12 protein-coding genes are annotated in these 13,029 nt (G+C 68.2%); 4 read left to right on the top strand and 8 right to left on the bottom strand.

What is annotated here, in order from left to right:
- Window positions 1-120 precede the first annotated feature (120 nt).
- Complete coding sequence (locus ACZ56V_RS01075) at window positions 121-1,572, top strand: catalase (RefSeq protein WP_467381722.1); 1,452 nt, start codon at window positions 121-123, stop codon at window positions 1,570-1,572.
- A gap of 116 nt (window positions 1,573-1,688) precedes the next feature.
- Here the strand turns inward: ACZ56V_RS01075 and ACZ56V_RS01070 are convergent, their stop codons facing one another.
- Both ACZ56V_RS01070 and hisN read right to left on the bottom strand, forming a co-directional pair.
- The gene (locus ACZ56V_RS01070; RefSeq protein ID WP_467381721.1) at window positions 1,689-2,096 is read right to left on the bottom strand and encodes a CBS domain-containing protein; all 408 of its coding nucleotides are present in this window, start codon (window positions 2,094-2,096) and stop codon (window positions 1,689-1,691) included.
- 132 nt (window positions 2,097-2,228) lie between these two features.
- Entirely contained in the window at window positions 2,229-3,029 is an 801-nt protein-coding gene (gene hisN / locus ACZ56V_RS01065; protein WP_356360289.1) for a histidinol-phosphatase, read from the bottom strand.
- A gap of 171 nt (window positions 3,030-3,200) precedes the next feature.
- On the opposite strand from hisN, the gene ACZ56V_RS01060 reads away from it, so the two are divergent.
- Window positions 3,201-3,812, top strand: a complete 612-nt coding sequence (locus ACZ56V_RS01060; protein ID WP_468938241.1) for a TetR/AcrR family transcriptional regulator — start codon at window positions 3,201-3,203, stop codon at window positions 3,810-3,812.
- Between the two features lie 28 nt (window positions 3,813-3,840).
- Here ACZ56V_RS01060 and ACZ56V_RS01055 read toward each other — a convergent pair whose 3' ends face one another.
- The 5 genes from ACZ56V_RS01055 to ACZ56V_RS01035 form a co-directional block, all read right to left on the bottom strand.
- Window positions 3,841-4,164, bottom strand: a complete 324-nt coding sequence (locus ACZ56V_RS01055; protein ID WP_271320278.1) for a DMT family transporter — start codon at window positions 4,162-4,164, stop codon at window positions 3,841-3,843.
- A gap of 156 nt (window positions 4,165-4,320) precedes the next feature.
- Window positions 4,321-5,334 (bottom strand): ribosome small subunit-dependent GTPase A, encoded by a 1,014-nt coding sequence (gene rsgA / locus ACZ56V_RS01050; RefSeq protein WP_467381717.1) that lies wholly within the window; start codon window positions 5,332-5,334, stop codon window positions 4,321-4,323.
- Between the two features lie 12 nt (window positions 5,335-5,346).
- Window positions 5,347-6,663: a 3-phosphoshikimate 1-carboxyvinyltransferase gene (gene aroA, locus ACZ56V_RS01045; RefSeq protein WP_398913102.1), complete on the bottom strand. Its 1,317-nt coding sequence runs from the start codon at window positions 6,661-6,663 to the stop codon at window positions 5,347-5,349.
- Window positions 6,664-6,786: 123 nt separating this feature from the next.
- Window positions 6,787-7,509, bottom strand: coding sequence for a M50 family metallopeptidase (locus ACZ56V_RS01040; RefSeq protein WP_468938236.1), 723 nt, complete (start codon window positions 7,507-7,509; stop codon window positions 6,787-6,789).
- A 1,036-nt stretch (window positions 7,510-8,545) separates the two neighbouring features.
- Window positions 8,546-8,908, bottom strand: a complete 363-nt coding sequence (locus tag ACZ56V_RS01035; protein ID WP_468938233.1) for a hypothetical protein — start codon at window positions 8,906-8,908, stop codon at window positions 8,546-8,548.
- 158 nt (window positions 8,909-9,066) lie between these two features.
- Here ACZ56V_RS01035 and ACZ56V_RS01030 point away from each other — a divergent pair, with 158 nt between their 5' ends.
- Both ACZ56V_RS01030 and ACZ56V_RS01025 read left to right on the top strand, forming a co-directional pair.
- On the top strand, window positions 9,067-10,086 hold the full coding sequence (locus ACZ56V_RS01030; protein WP_468938231.1) for a hypothetical protein: 1,020 nt from the start codon (window positions 9,067-9,069) through the stop codon (window positions 10,084-10,086).
- A 591-nt stretch (window positions 10,087-10,677) separates the two neighbouring features.
- Window positions 10,678-11,481, top strand: coding sequence for a hypothetical protein (locus tag ACZ56V_RS01025; protein ID WP_468938228.1), 804 nt, complete (start codon window positions 10,678-10,680; stop codon window positions 11,479-11,481).
- 249 nt (window positions 11,482-11,730) lie between these two features.
- Here the strand turns inward: ACZ56V_RS01025 and ACZ56V_RS01020 are convergent, their stop codons facing one another.
- Complete coding sequence (locus ACZ56V_RS01020) at window positions 11,731-13,005, bottom strand: DGQHR domain-containing protein (RefSeq protein ID WP_468938225.1); 1,275 nt, start codon at window positions 13,003-13,005, stop codon at window positions 11,731-11,733.
- Between the last annotated feature and the right edge of the window lie 24 nt (window positions 13,006-13,029).

Here is a 13,029-nt window from a genome sequence, read left to right as displayed (position 1 = left end):
CCGAACAGGTGTGATTTTGGAGTCTTGCTTGATTTAGACATTGTCTATTGTAGGATCGGGGACGACATTAGCCAAGGGACAGAACAAGCAGGATCGCCAGGATTGGCACAGGAGGAGCTCGTGACCCAGGGACCGCTCACTACGGAGACAGGTGCCCCCGTAGCCGACAACCAGAACAGTGAGACGGCGGGCGTCGGCGGCCCCGTGCTCGTCCAGGACCAGCTCCTGCTGGAGAAGCTGGCCCGCTTCAACCGTGAGCGCATCCCGGAGCGCGTCGTGCACGCCCGCGGCGCCGGCGCCTACGGCACCTTCACGGTCACCGCCGACGTCACCCGGTACACGCGGGCGGCCTTCCTCTCCGAGGTGGGCAAGGAGACGGAGACCTTCCTCCGCTTCTCCACCGTGGCCGGCAACCTGGGTGCGGCGGACGCCGTCCGCGACCCGCGCGGCTTCTCGCTGAAGTTCTACACCGAGGAGGGCAACTACGACCTCGTCGGCAACAACACCCCGGTGTTCTTCATCAGGGACGCCATCAAGTTCCCCGACTTCATCCACACCCAGAAGCGCGATCCCTACACGGGTTCGACCGAGATGGACAACGTCTGGGACTTCTGGAGCCTGTCGCCCGAGTCGACGCACCAGGTGACCTGGCTGTTCGGCGACCGCGGCATCCCGGCGTCGTACCGGCACATGGACGGCTTCGGCTCGCACACCTACCAGTGGAACAACGAGGCGGGCGAGGCCTTCTGGGTCAAGTACCACTTCAAGACCGACCAGGGCATCAAGAACCTCACCCAGGCCGAGGCCGACAAGCTCGCCGGTGAGGACCCCGACTCCCACCAGCGCGACCTGCGCGAGGCCATCGAGCGCGGTGACTTCCCGTCCTGGACCGTCGGCGTGCAGATCATGCCCGTCGCGGAGGCGGCGACGTACCGCTTCAACCCGTTCGACCTGACCAAGGTGTGGCCGCACGCGGACCACCCGATCGTCTGGTTCGGCAAGCTGGAGCTCAACCGCAACCCGGAGAACATCTTCGCCGAGGTCGAGCAGTCGATCTTCTCCCCGGCGCACTTCGTGCCCGGGATCGGGCCGTCCCCGGACAAGATGCTCCAGGGCCGCCTCTTCGCCTACGGCGACGCCCACCGCTACCGCGTCGGCATCAACGCCGACCAGCTGCCGGTGAACCGACCGCACGCCACCGTGGCGCGCACCCACTCCCGTGACGGCCGGCTCTACGACGGCCGCCACAAGGGCGCGAAGAACTACGAGCCGAACAGCTTCGGCGGCCCGTTCCAGACGGACCGGCCTCTGTGGCAGCCGGTCGCGGTCTCCGGCGTCACCGGTGAGACCCCGACGCCCTCGCACGCCGAGGACGACGACTTCGTCCAGGCGGGCAACCTCTACCGGCTGATGACGGACGCGGAGAAGGAGCGGCTCATCGGCAACCTGGCCGGCGCCCTGTCCGGCGTCTCGCGCGACGACATCGTCGAGCGCGCGGTCGACAACTTCCGTCAGGCCGACGGTGACTTCGGCAAGCGGCTGGAAGCCGCGGTCCAGGCCCTGCGCGGCTGACATCCAGCACTGGACCGCTTGCCGTTGCGGCGGGCCGGATCCCCGGGGACGGGGGTCCGGCCCGTTCGTCGTTCCGGCCCAACGCGCTCCGGGCCGGCCGGTACCCGCTCGTCCCGTCAGGCGGTCACCACCGGAGCGTTGTGCGCGGCGCGCTCCGGCGCCCAGCGGCGGATGATGTCGCGCACCGAGACGATGCCGACGGGCTCGCCGCCGTCCAGGACGATGAGGTGGCGGAAGCCGCCGTGCGCCATCGCGCCCGCCGCCTCCTCCACGGTCCAGGTCGGGGCGGCGAAGACGACGTCGGTGGTGGTGTGGCCGTGCGCGCGCTCGGTGTCCGGGTCCTGGCCCCGGCCCACGGAGACGAGGACGTCGCGTTCGGTGAGGATCCCGATGCCACCGGCGTCGGGGTCGTGCACCACGGCCGCGCCGACGCGGCGCGCGGACATCAGGGCGGCGGCCTGACGGAGTGTGTGGGCGGGACCGATGGTGAGGACGACCGTGCTCATGACTTCTCGGACGAGCATGGGTGGAGCCACCTCCTGCCGGTGATCCATGAGTTAGTTCATGGATTCACAAGTTCACAAGTGGGGGAACTCATAGAGTGGCAGGTAAAGCACGGGTCAACAAGGGGGCGCGGAGGGCGAGTCGGCGGGCGCTCAGTAGCGCTGGTTGAGATACCCGAGCAGCTCGTCGTGGAGCCGGCCGTTCGACGCGGCCGCGTTCCCGCTGTGCGGGCCGGGGCGGCCGTCGAGGCCGGTGAAGGTGCCCCCGGCCTCCGTGACGATGATCGCGTTGGCGGCCATGTCCCAGAGGGAGAGCTCGGGTTCGGCGCAGATGTCCACCGAACCCTCGGCGACCATCATGTACGGCCAGAAGTCGCCGTACGCGCGCGTGCGCCACACCTCGCGGGTCAGGTCCAGGAAGCCGTCGAGGCGGCCCTGCTCCTCCCAGCCGCTCAGCGAGGAGTACGCGAAGGAGGCGTCGGAGAGCGTGGAGACCTGGGAGACGTGGAGCCGATGGGCCGAGGTCAGGCTGCGGCCGGTGAACGCGCCGTGGTCCTCCACCGCCCACCAGCGGCGGCCGAGGGCGGGCGCCGAGACGAGGCCGACGACCGGCTGGTAGCCGCCCTCCTTCGCCTCCATCAGGGCGATGAGGGTGGCCCACACGGGGACGCCGCGCACGTAGTTCTTGGTGCCGTCGATCGGGTCGACGACCCAGCGCCGGGGCCCGGTGCCCGATACGCCGAACTCCTCGCCGTGGACCGAGTCACGGGGGCGGGCGCGGGCGAGGTGACCGCGGATGAGTTCCTCGGCGGCCTTGTCCGCCTCGCTCACCGGGGTCATGTCCGGCTTCGTCTCGACCTTCAGGTCGAGGGCCTTGAAGCGGTCCATCGTCGCGGCGTCGGCGGCGTCGGCGAGTACGTGGGCGAGGCGGAGGTCGTCGAGGTAATCGGGCATGCCGTCACGCTATCTGCCGCGGGCCGGGCGGGGCTACCAGGGCTTTGGCGGGCGTGGCGTGGGCGGCCGGGCGGTGCGAGGACCCTTGACAGTGCCCCCGTACCCGTCAAATCTGGGCAGCGAGCCGCTCGGTACATCTGGCAGCATTCGCTCGGCCCGAGGGAGGCGAGGGTGCCTGCAGCCCGGGAGTCCCTGCTCGACGCCGCGTACACGGCGCTGGCGCGCCGGCCGTGGTCCGCGGTGCGGATGGTGGACGTGGCGGCTTCCGCCGGGGTGTCCCGGCAGACCCTCTACAACGAGTTCGGCAGCAAGGACGGCCTCGCCCGGGCGCTGGTGCGGCGCGAGGCCGACGGATATCTCGCCGGAGTGGAGCGCGCGCTCTCCGGGCCCCGCGACCCGAGTGAACGGCTCCCCGCAACCGCCGAGTGGATGATGTCGGCGGCCCACGACAACGCGCTGGTCCGGGCCATGCTCACCGGCTGCTGGAGCGAGCGGCTGCCCTCGCCGGCCCTGACGGCGGTGCCCTCCTGCTCCGCCGCGCCGGCCCAGCGGCGGGCCGACGGTCCGCTGCCCTCGCCCGGCGATTTCGTGGGCCTCGTCCGCGACCGTGCCGTGGCCGTCCTGGGCGGCGCAGGGCCGCTTCCGGCGCCGGACGCCGCCGAACTGGCACGCTCCTGCGAACTGGCCGTGCGGCTCGCCCTCTCCTGCGTCGCCGCGCCGCCCGTCGAGGGCGGAGTGGCGGACCTCGTACGCACCGTCCTGCCGCGCCGCTCGACGGCTTAGCGGCGGGCGACGCTGCCCGGGAGGCGTCCTAGTGCGCCGAGCCGGACAGCTGCAGTCCGATCACGCCGATGATGACGAAGCTGATCGAGACGATCTTCAGGGTCGAGACAAGGTCGCCGAGGAAGATCATGCCGTAGATGGCGGTGCCCGCCGCGCCGATGCCGGTCCACACCGCGTACGCGGGGCCGACGTCGAGCTTCTTGAGGGACATCGTCAGCAGGCCGAAACTGCCCAGCGCGAAGGCGCAGAAGGCGACGGTGGGCCAGAGCCGGGTGAAGCCGTGCGACAGCTTCAGACAGACGGCGAAGCCGGTTTCGAGCACTCCTGCCACTATGACCAGCAGCCACGCCATGTCTCGTCCTCCCGTGGTCCCCTACCGCGACCGCTGTGTCGATGTCGATCAGTGGCTTCGTCCGACAGCGACTTCGTCCGGCTTTGCTCAGGCTTGGTTCCGGCTTGGTGCGATTATGCACTCACCGGTTGCACCGCACGGCAAACAACGCGGGGCTCAGTCCCCTTCCTTGCGTTCCCGCGTCGACAGCAGCCGGCGCAGCGAGTACAGCCGGGCCGGATCGGCGTGTCCCTCGGCGACCCAGGCGTCCAGCGCGCAGTCGGGCTCGTCGTGGCTGCACGCCCGCGGACAGCCCTCGGTGCCGGGCACCAGGTCGGGGAAGGCGTTGATCACCCGGGACGGGTCGATGTGCGCCAGCCCGAACGACCGCACGCCCGGGGTGTCGACGACCCAGCCGCCCGCCGCGGAGGACAGCGGCAGGGCGAGGGCGGAGGTCGTGGTGTGCCGGCCGCGGCCCGTCACCGCGTTCACATGCCCTGTCACCCGGCGGCGGTCCTCGGGCACCAGGGTGTTGACCAGGGTCGTCTTGCCGACGCCGGAGTGGCCGACGAAGGCGGTGATCTTCCCGTCCAGGTGCTCGCGCACGAGGTCGGCGGCGGCGCCGTTCTCCAGCTCCTCCCGGCTGGTGACGACGTAGGGGATGTCCAACGCGCCGTACAGCTCCAGGAATTCGTCCGGCGGCGCCAGGTCCGACTTGGTCATCACCAGCAGCGGGGAGAGGCCGCCGTCGAACGCCGCGACCAGGCAGCGGTCGATGAGGCGGGGGCGCGGCTCCGGATCGGCGAGGGCGGTGACGATGGCGAGCTGGTCGGCGTTGGCGACGACCACCCGCTCGTAGGGGTCGTCGTCGTCGGCCGTGCGGCGCAGCACGGAGACGCGCTCCTCGATGCGGACGATCCGCGCGAGCGTGTCCTTCTTGCCGGACAGGTCGCCGACCAGGGCCACCCGGTCGCCGACGACCGCCGCCTTGCGGCCCAGCTCACGTGCCTTCATCGCCATGACGATCCGGTCCTCGACCAGGCAGGTCAGCCGGCCGCGGTCCACGGTGAGGACCAGTCCGTGGGCGGCGTCCTCGTGCTTGGGCCGGATGTGGGTGCGCGGCCGGTTGCCCTTGCGGTTCGGGCGGGAGCGGATGTCGTCCTCGTCGGTGTGCTTGCCGTAGCGGCGCATGGCGAACCGTCCCTACGCCCCGAGCATCCCGGTCCACAGATCGGGGAAGTCGGGCAGGGTCTTGGCGGTCGTCGCCACGTTCTCGATCTGCACGCCCTCGACAGCGAGGCCGAGGACGGCGCCGGCGGTGGCCATCCGGTGGTCCTCGTAGGTGTGGAAGACGCCGCCGTGCAGCCGGCGCGGGCGGATGTGCAGGCCGTCGGCGGTCTCGGTGACGTCGCCGCCGAGTTCGTTGATCTCCTTGGTGAGCGCGGCCAGCCGGTCCGTCTCGTGCAGCCGCAGGTGGGCCACGCCGCGCAGGGTCGAGGGGGAGTCCGCGAGCGCGGCGACGGCCGCGATGCCCGGGGTCAGCTCACCGACCTCGCCGAGGTCGACGTCGATGCCGTGGATCGCACCCGATCCGGTGAAGACCAGTCCGTAGTCGGCCAGTTCGCAGGAACCGCCCATGTCGGTGAAGATCTCGCGCAGCCGGTCGCCGGGCTGGGTGGTGCGGGACGGCCAGTCGGGGATCACCACCTTGCCGCCGGTCACCAGCGCCGCCGCGAGGAAGGGCTGGGCGTTGGACAGGTCGGGCTCGATCGTCAGGTCCCGGCCGAGCAGTGCGCCCGGTGTGACCCGCCAGACGTTCGGCTCGCCGCCGGACTCGGGGGTGTCGACCTGGGCGCCGACCGCGCGCAGCATGTCGACCGTCATGCGGATGTGCGGCATGGACGGCAGCGCGGAACCGGTGTGGCGCACCTCGACGCCCTGGTTGAAGCGCGGTCCGGACAGCAGCAGGGCGCTGACGAACTGCGAGGAGGACGACGCGTCGATCTCGACCGGACCGCCCTCCAGGGCCCCGCCGCCGTGCACGGTCAGCGGCAGCGCGCCGCGCCCGTCGTCGTCGACGCGGGCGCCCAGGACGCGCAGCGCGTCGATCACGCCGTGCAGCGGACGCTCGTAGGACCGCGGGTCGCCGTCGAAGCGGACGGCGCCGTCGGCCAGCGCGGCGACCGGCGGGAGGAAGCGCATGACCGTGCCGGCGTTGCCGACGTCGACCGTGGCCGGGCCGCGCAGGCCGGCCGGGATGACCCGCCAGAACTCGCCGGTGCCCTCGGTACCGACGCCCTCCTCGATCTCGACGCCCATCGTGCGCAGGGCCTCGGCCATCAGCAGGGTGTCCCGCGAGCGCAGCGGGCGGCGCAGCCAGCCGGGCTCGGAGGCGAGGGCGGCCAGCACCAGGGCACGATTGGTGACCGACTTGGACCCGGGCACGTGGACGGTCGCGTCGACGGCCCCGCTCGCGTGCGGGGCGGGCCAGAGGGCGGTGTGCGCGGGGTTCACGGTCATGGGCCCCACTTTAATGGCTGAGGACGATCAGAGATCTTGATCAAAAGCGGCGAAACCTGACCGAAAGAGCAACAGTGCACTTGCCGTGCATATATGCGGAGCCTGCGGAGGATGTCCGGGGCCTCACAGCTCCAGCAGCCAGCGCCCCCCACCGATCAGCGAGCACAGCGACACCGCGTGGAACAGGAAGAACCACACCCCCGCCGGCGCGTGCGTCAGCCGCGCCAGCTGGTCCGCGTCCGAGTCCCCGGCGCCGCCCCGCGACCGCTTGGCCTGCAGCTCGAAGGCCGGGCGCACCCCGCCGAGCAGCAGGAACCACACCACCGCGTACGCGAACGCCGCCTGCACCTGCGGCCCGGCCAGCCAGGACACCAGGACGAACGTGCCGCCGGTGACCACCACAGTCAGCACCCCGTAGGCGTTGCGGACCATCACCAGCAGGGCGACGAGCAGCGCCGTCGCCAGCCACAGCAGCAGGGTGATGCGTCCCGTCGCCAGCAGCGCGGCGCCGCCGAGGCCGAGCAGCGGGGGAGCGGTGTAACCGGCGACCGCGGTGAGGATCATGCCGACGCCGTGCGGCTTGCCCCGGCTCACCGTCAGGCCGCTGGTGTCCGAGTGCAGGGTGATCCCGGTCAGGGTGCGCCCGGTCAGCAGGGCCACCAGGCCGTGGCCGCCCTCGTGGGCGATGGTGATCGCGTTGCGCGCTATCCGCCACGACCCGTGTGTCACGACGACGGCGAGCGCGGCCCCCAGGGTCGCGATCACCACCCACAGGTCGGGATCGGGCTGGGTGCCGGAGACCTCGTCCCACAGGGAGGTGAGTGAGGCCGTCGCGAGGTGGTCCATGTTCGGTGAGGGCTCCTCGTTCGTGCGCGGGGTCTGGCAGTGTGGCACGTATGTGCGGACGGTATCTGAGACGCTGACGTAACAGGGATCGGTCCTGACGGCAAAAGTGCAGGTCACAGCGTTACAGCCCCGGAGTGATCCGGGGCTTTTGTTTTACCCGTGCTGACTTCGTGCTGACCTGTGGACACCTGTGATCACCCCAGGGAACCCGTCCCGTGCTGGGCTGGTGCTGATCTCCTTGCACACGAGGCGCTGATCCGTGAAAGCGAGGCTCGTACCGATTCCCGTGTGCCTTTGTGGGCCGTACGTGGCTGCAGACGCAGCGTGACCAAGGAGGCACTGGTGATCGTTAAATGCCTGGTTCACATGGCGCCTTTCAGAACCCGGTCCGTGAATGGCTCGGGGTCTCCGCCGTGAGCCTGGCGCTGCACTCCTGTTGCCGTGGAGCGCGCCCAGGCTGGTCGCTGGCGGCCCTCAACCTCGATGACGCTCACACCGGGCATGAGCACCGGCGGCATCGGCCTGGCTCGTTGGCAAGACGGTGTCTCACGTGGCGATCTTCTTGTAGCAGGTTTCATGACTGCCGCGAGCCCGAGGAAGGCGAGTAAGTGGTTGCCCTTGTGCTCGTGGCGGATGGTCAGGCGGCGGTATCCGAAGAGCCATGAGATCGCTCTCTGAACCTTCCAGCGGTCCCTTCTGAGGCGTTCGGGGGACTTCACGCCCGGCTTTCGTAGAGACCGACTTCCGCAGTGAGCGAACAGCTACCCAGCGGCGGCACCGGAACGGAAATCGGCACTAACGTCGAATTCGCCGCCCGCGCGGTCGTCGCGTGCAGGGATCTGATCACCCAGGAGCGGGTGGGCGAGGCGGTGGTCGACGCCGTCGAGGGAAGCGACAAGCCGGTCAAGGTCCGTGCCGACCGGCAGCGTGGCATCACCGACGACGGCACGGTGCGGCTGGTGACCATCCGCGGCCAGCAGGCGTCTGTGCGGCGTTCTTTCGACCTGACCGCATGGGACCTGGTCCGGCGACGGGTCTACGGCCCGTGGCCGGCAGGATTACCGTCGGCCACGAGCTCCTGCATGAGCGCTGCCGAACGGCTCTCACGGAACACCGGACGGGCGTCTGTCTCCGGGTACCCGAACCCCCTGAACCCGCCGACCAGGTAGCCGCCGATCACGATGACCGACGCCGCGGCGCCGATGGCGTACGCGAGCCGTTCGCCTTTGGACGCCTGGACGGGGGACCCCGGAGCCGGGGCCGTCCACCGGTAGACGAGCCACGCAAGCATCAGCGCGACGGCGACGACGAATACGGTGAACAGGTCGAACGTGACAGCAGGCAAGGGTGCCGTGACCTGGGAGGCGGCCGCCGATGTGACGCCGTCGATGCTGAACATGAGGGACCTCCGGTGAGTTGGGATCACCACGATGGAGGGAGCGGGGGTTAGCCCCGCAAGTCCTCGTCCTCGTGGAGAGCCCATCGGACCGCAAGCGCCGGATGGCGGGTAGGCAGAAAAGTGGACCCCCGCCCCGTGAGGACGCCTAGCCTCAGGGCGTGAGCCGTGACAACAAGCCACCCCTTGCGTTCCAGCCCGTACGGCAAGCCCTGGACGCTGCTGGCTACGATCCGGATGTCTACAAGGACAAGACGTTCCTTCTCGACTACCGCAAGGGCTTCATCCCGAAGCCGACCGTGGACGCCACCGCCGAGGAGATCGATAACGCAGTGCTGGCCGCCGAACTCTGTGCTCGGGCCCGCATTGTCGGCCAGCTGTGCCCGGGGGTGAAAGGGAGGCTGCTGGCGATGAATCCGGATCCTGGCGCCACCCGCGAACTCCGCACCAGACTACGGAAAGGAGTCGAGAACCTTCTGAAGCGACCTGAGTTCGGACCGGCGCCTCCCAGAATCAACATCTACTCCCAGAAGGCCATCGAGGCGTTGCTTCCTCTTTCACCCAAGCCGGTGCTGGCGATGTTCGTCCACCTCGCCCAGCTTCGCGGGCTCAGCCAGGATCAGATCAACGCCTTCCTGGAGGACGTGGAGCAAGCTCCCGGGGGGAAGCGTGCCTGGAAAACCGGTCTGCGCGACGCATTCGGGGCCATGTGCGTCGAGATGGGACAGCCCCTCAGCCCGCTGAGCCAGAAGGCCCTAGAAGAGGCATTCCTCTCCGCCAACCCTGGGGCGAGACGCCTGCGCGAGCTGATGGAGGCGAAAGGCTACAAGCCGGGGCTCACGCGCGGCGACGGCATGGCCGGCCTGATCGACATGGTCAGCACGGCCAACCTCACGGACACGGAACGGGCGTTGCGTCTGCTCGATGAGAGCAACGACGCTGTCCTACGGCAGAGCGTGTTGCGCGTAGGGCAGGCGCGACGCACGGGGCGCTTCCCGCACGAGGACCACCACATTCAACGTTGTCGGGTGGCGGCCGATTGGGACGCGCTCATCACGTGCCAGATCCTCGACCCGCGCACCTCGGCGTGGTGGAAAGCCGCCTACGGGGACTTCCGCCCCCTCCTCGGCATTGCTACGGAGGTCATGGCCGAAGTCGCCCGGGGTGCCTGGGAGGAGTGAGGGGCGGGCGGTCAGTCCGGCCCGTGGTCCGACGAGGCGGCCTTGGTGCGTGACGCGGTGCGCAATCTGCTCGGCAAGGTGTCCGCGCTCGCCGCTGGGGTCGCCCTCGGCATCGCGGCGCGCAAATGTCCGGCTTGCGTATACCTGTGTTTCGAGGAAGCTCCGACTCGTGTGGGTCCGTGCGGCCTCATTCTCGATTGGCAGCGCCTTTTTGAGCTCGGCATGTACGCGACGGAACCGTCTTGCGTTCCGCCTCCTTGGCTGTAGCGTCTGCCGCTACCTACTGGTCAAGCTTCGCATGACGGATCGCCTGCTTCTTGCGACGGTCAGTCTTGCGTACCTTGACGACGTCGCGAAGATTCTTCAGCCATGGCAGTACCAGCCCCCATGGCTGCGATGCGCCAGGCTGTCATCAGTCCGCCGAGGAACCTGAACGCAGCTCCTGCCGGTAGCTCGACCGGCCTGTGGACCGCATTCCCGTGTTTGTGTCGCGACAGAGTGTAGCTGGCACCTCCGACCCGATTCGATCTATCGTTCCAACGGGCCCGGAGAGCAGCGGTGTTGTCAGTGGTGGCTGTCAGAATGCTCTGTATGGGTGAAGCGCTGTCGCTGGCCGACATCATGGAGAAGAACCCGATCGACCAAGTGGGGGAGCAGTGGTTGGCCGCTGCTGCCACTCTGCTTTATCAGCAGGGCGATACCGAGGCTGCGATTGCCGCCACTGACGTGCTTGCGGTCGATCTGACTCTCTGGAACTCGAACGAGTACGAACCGGACGAGTACATGGTGTACTTCACGGTGGAACCGAACCTGGTTGATCAGTTCACGGAAGCGGTGCTGAGCCGCATCGAGGGTGGGATGCACGCCGTCGTGCCCAGGCGGGCCAGCATGCGCATTGATTCGATCGAGGTCAGTCCGGTTGTCCCGGTTCCTAGCACGGACTGGCGGAAGAAACTCCGCACGGCTAACGGGCCCATGCCGACGAACCAGGCTCGGAGGGTCCGCCTTGAGCCCGAGGATCAGCACCCGATCGAGGATGACCTGCACTTCACCAATGAGTGGGAGCACAGGGTCTACCAAGTGCTGAAGGAACGGCAGGCCACTCTGTCGGACAGCGAAACGATCGGCATCATGCCCCTGGGCAGGATGCGGCTGCTCGGGTCTACACGAGAGCCAGACTTCTTGGTCACTTATAGAGGGCGTGCGGGGGTCATCGAGGTGGATGGCCCTCATCACGGAAAGCCAGGCAGAGCGTCAAGTGATAGCAGCCGGGACAGCCTGATGATCAACGCTGGGGTTGAGTGGGTCAGCCGCCTCGACGTCCGCGATGTGCACTCGAAAGCTGAAGTCGAGAAGTTCGTAGACACATTCCTTGCGAGGCTCGCGCGACGGTAGAGACGCGGCTCAGCAGGGTTCGTGGGCTTCCTGCGCTGCGGATTTCACCCGGGCCAAGAGCTTGGACGGCTTGCGCGTCGCTTGGCTGCCGACAGGGAAGCCCCACGTGGGTGACGTGTGACAGTGAAGTTTGACGGTTTGCTACTGAAGTTTGACCGGCTGCCAGCTGGCCGCGCGTAGAGTGAAAGGGCGGTCGAAGCCAGCTGTAATGGCTTCGACCGCCCTCATTGTGTGGACCGTTCGTCTCGGCTAGACGGTGATGGCGCTGTTCGTCTTAGCGATGAGACCACGGATCATGCCGACGAGGCGATCAGTACCGTAGCGGCCGGTGTACTGCGAGGCGCTTGAGGCAGATCGCCAAAACTCGGCTCCATCAACCTGGTGTTCCTCACCGGTATCCGGGTTGATGACGATCCCAGCGAGTGTGGGCAGATCGGCCAGCAACAGTTCGTACTGCTGCGCGTCAGACAGCCGAGCGCCACGTTGGATCACAATCGGCAGGCAGTCAGCGAGCACGCGATGCATCGTGGTCACGCCCGTAGTCTTGAGTAGCACCCAGTCACCGGGCTGCTCGGTCGGGTCGAACGGGGTAGGCAGCATCCGGGCGACGGCTTCCCAGAATGCATCGATGATCAGTGCCCACTCCTGCGGACTGAGTTCGCGCGGCATCTGCGCGTTCTGCAGCGGCTTCAGGCTGCCGATGAACTGGGACACAGCGATCGAAGTGTCCTTCGAAATCTTCTCGTTCGGCTTGCGGATGCGCGTGAGCCAAGGGCTGCCCTTGCTCACCATCGCGTCGTAGATGGCGGCGCCCGCGAGGAGGCTGCCCTTGCCTTTGCGCTCGCTGAGGTACTCGGCCTCGTGACTGTCCTGCCGGGCCATCCGCTGGAGCAGGTCGGCAGTCAGATCGGTGGGAACGCTCTTCGCCTCCCGGTTGATGTAGTAGAACTGCTTGATCTCCTCGTTGCGGTCAAACCCCAGCATGAGCTTGACCGGCACCGGGAAGTCGTCGCTGAGCCTGTTCCGCTCGCTGAGCATCCGGATTGCGCCGCTCCGGTGCTGCCCATCAACGATCCACGTGATGGTCGCATCATCAAGCGTGATCGTTCCGGCCGCCGTGACGCTGCCACCGCCTTCGATCGCGGCGCGCACCCCTTGGCGGTCTTCGTCGGAGGAGAACTTGATGATCACACCTGCGGGCAGACCGAGCCCCAAGTCATCTGTGGGATCTCCGTCATCAGCTGGCCTGATGTTGGCGATGATCGGGTTGGGCATCAAGCCGTGCCGGTCTTCAAAGACCCGGCCTTGGCGCTTCTCTTCGCCCTCGCCGTAGAAGGAGGCCGCTTGTGCCATGCGAGTAGCTGATCCCCGGCGTTGATAGCCGTTCTCGGGGTCGTTGCCCCGCTCCGGGTCGTAGGCGTCGACGTCTGTTGCGTCGTGCAGTTGGGCTGGCGTGAACGTGGTCGACACCATGGCCCGCCCACGCTGCACCTCGATCAGCGCGGGTCGTTTGATTTCTGCCACTGCAGCATCACTCCTAACTTGAGG

The sequence above is a fragment of the Streptomyces sp. NPDC034099 genome (assembly GCF_055575415.1).
This window is presented reverse-complemented; position numbering and strand designations above follow the sequence as displayed.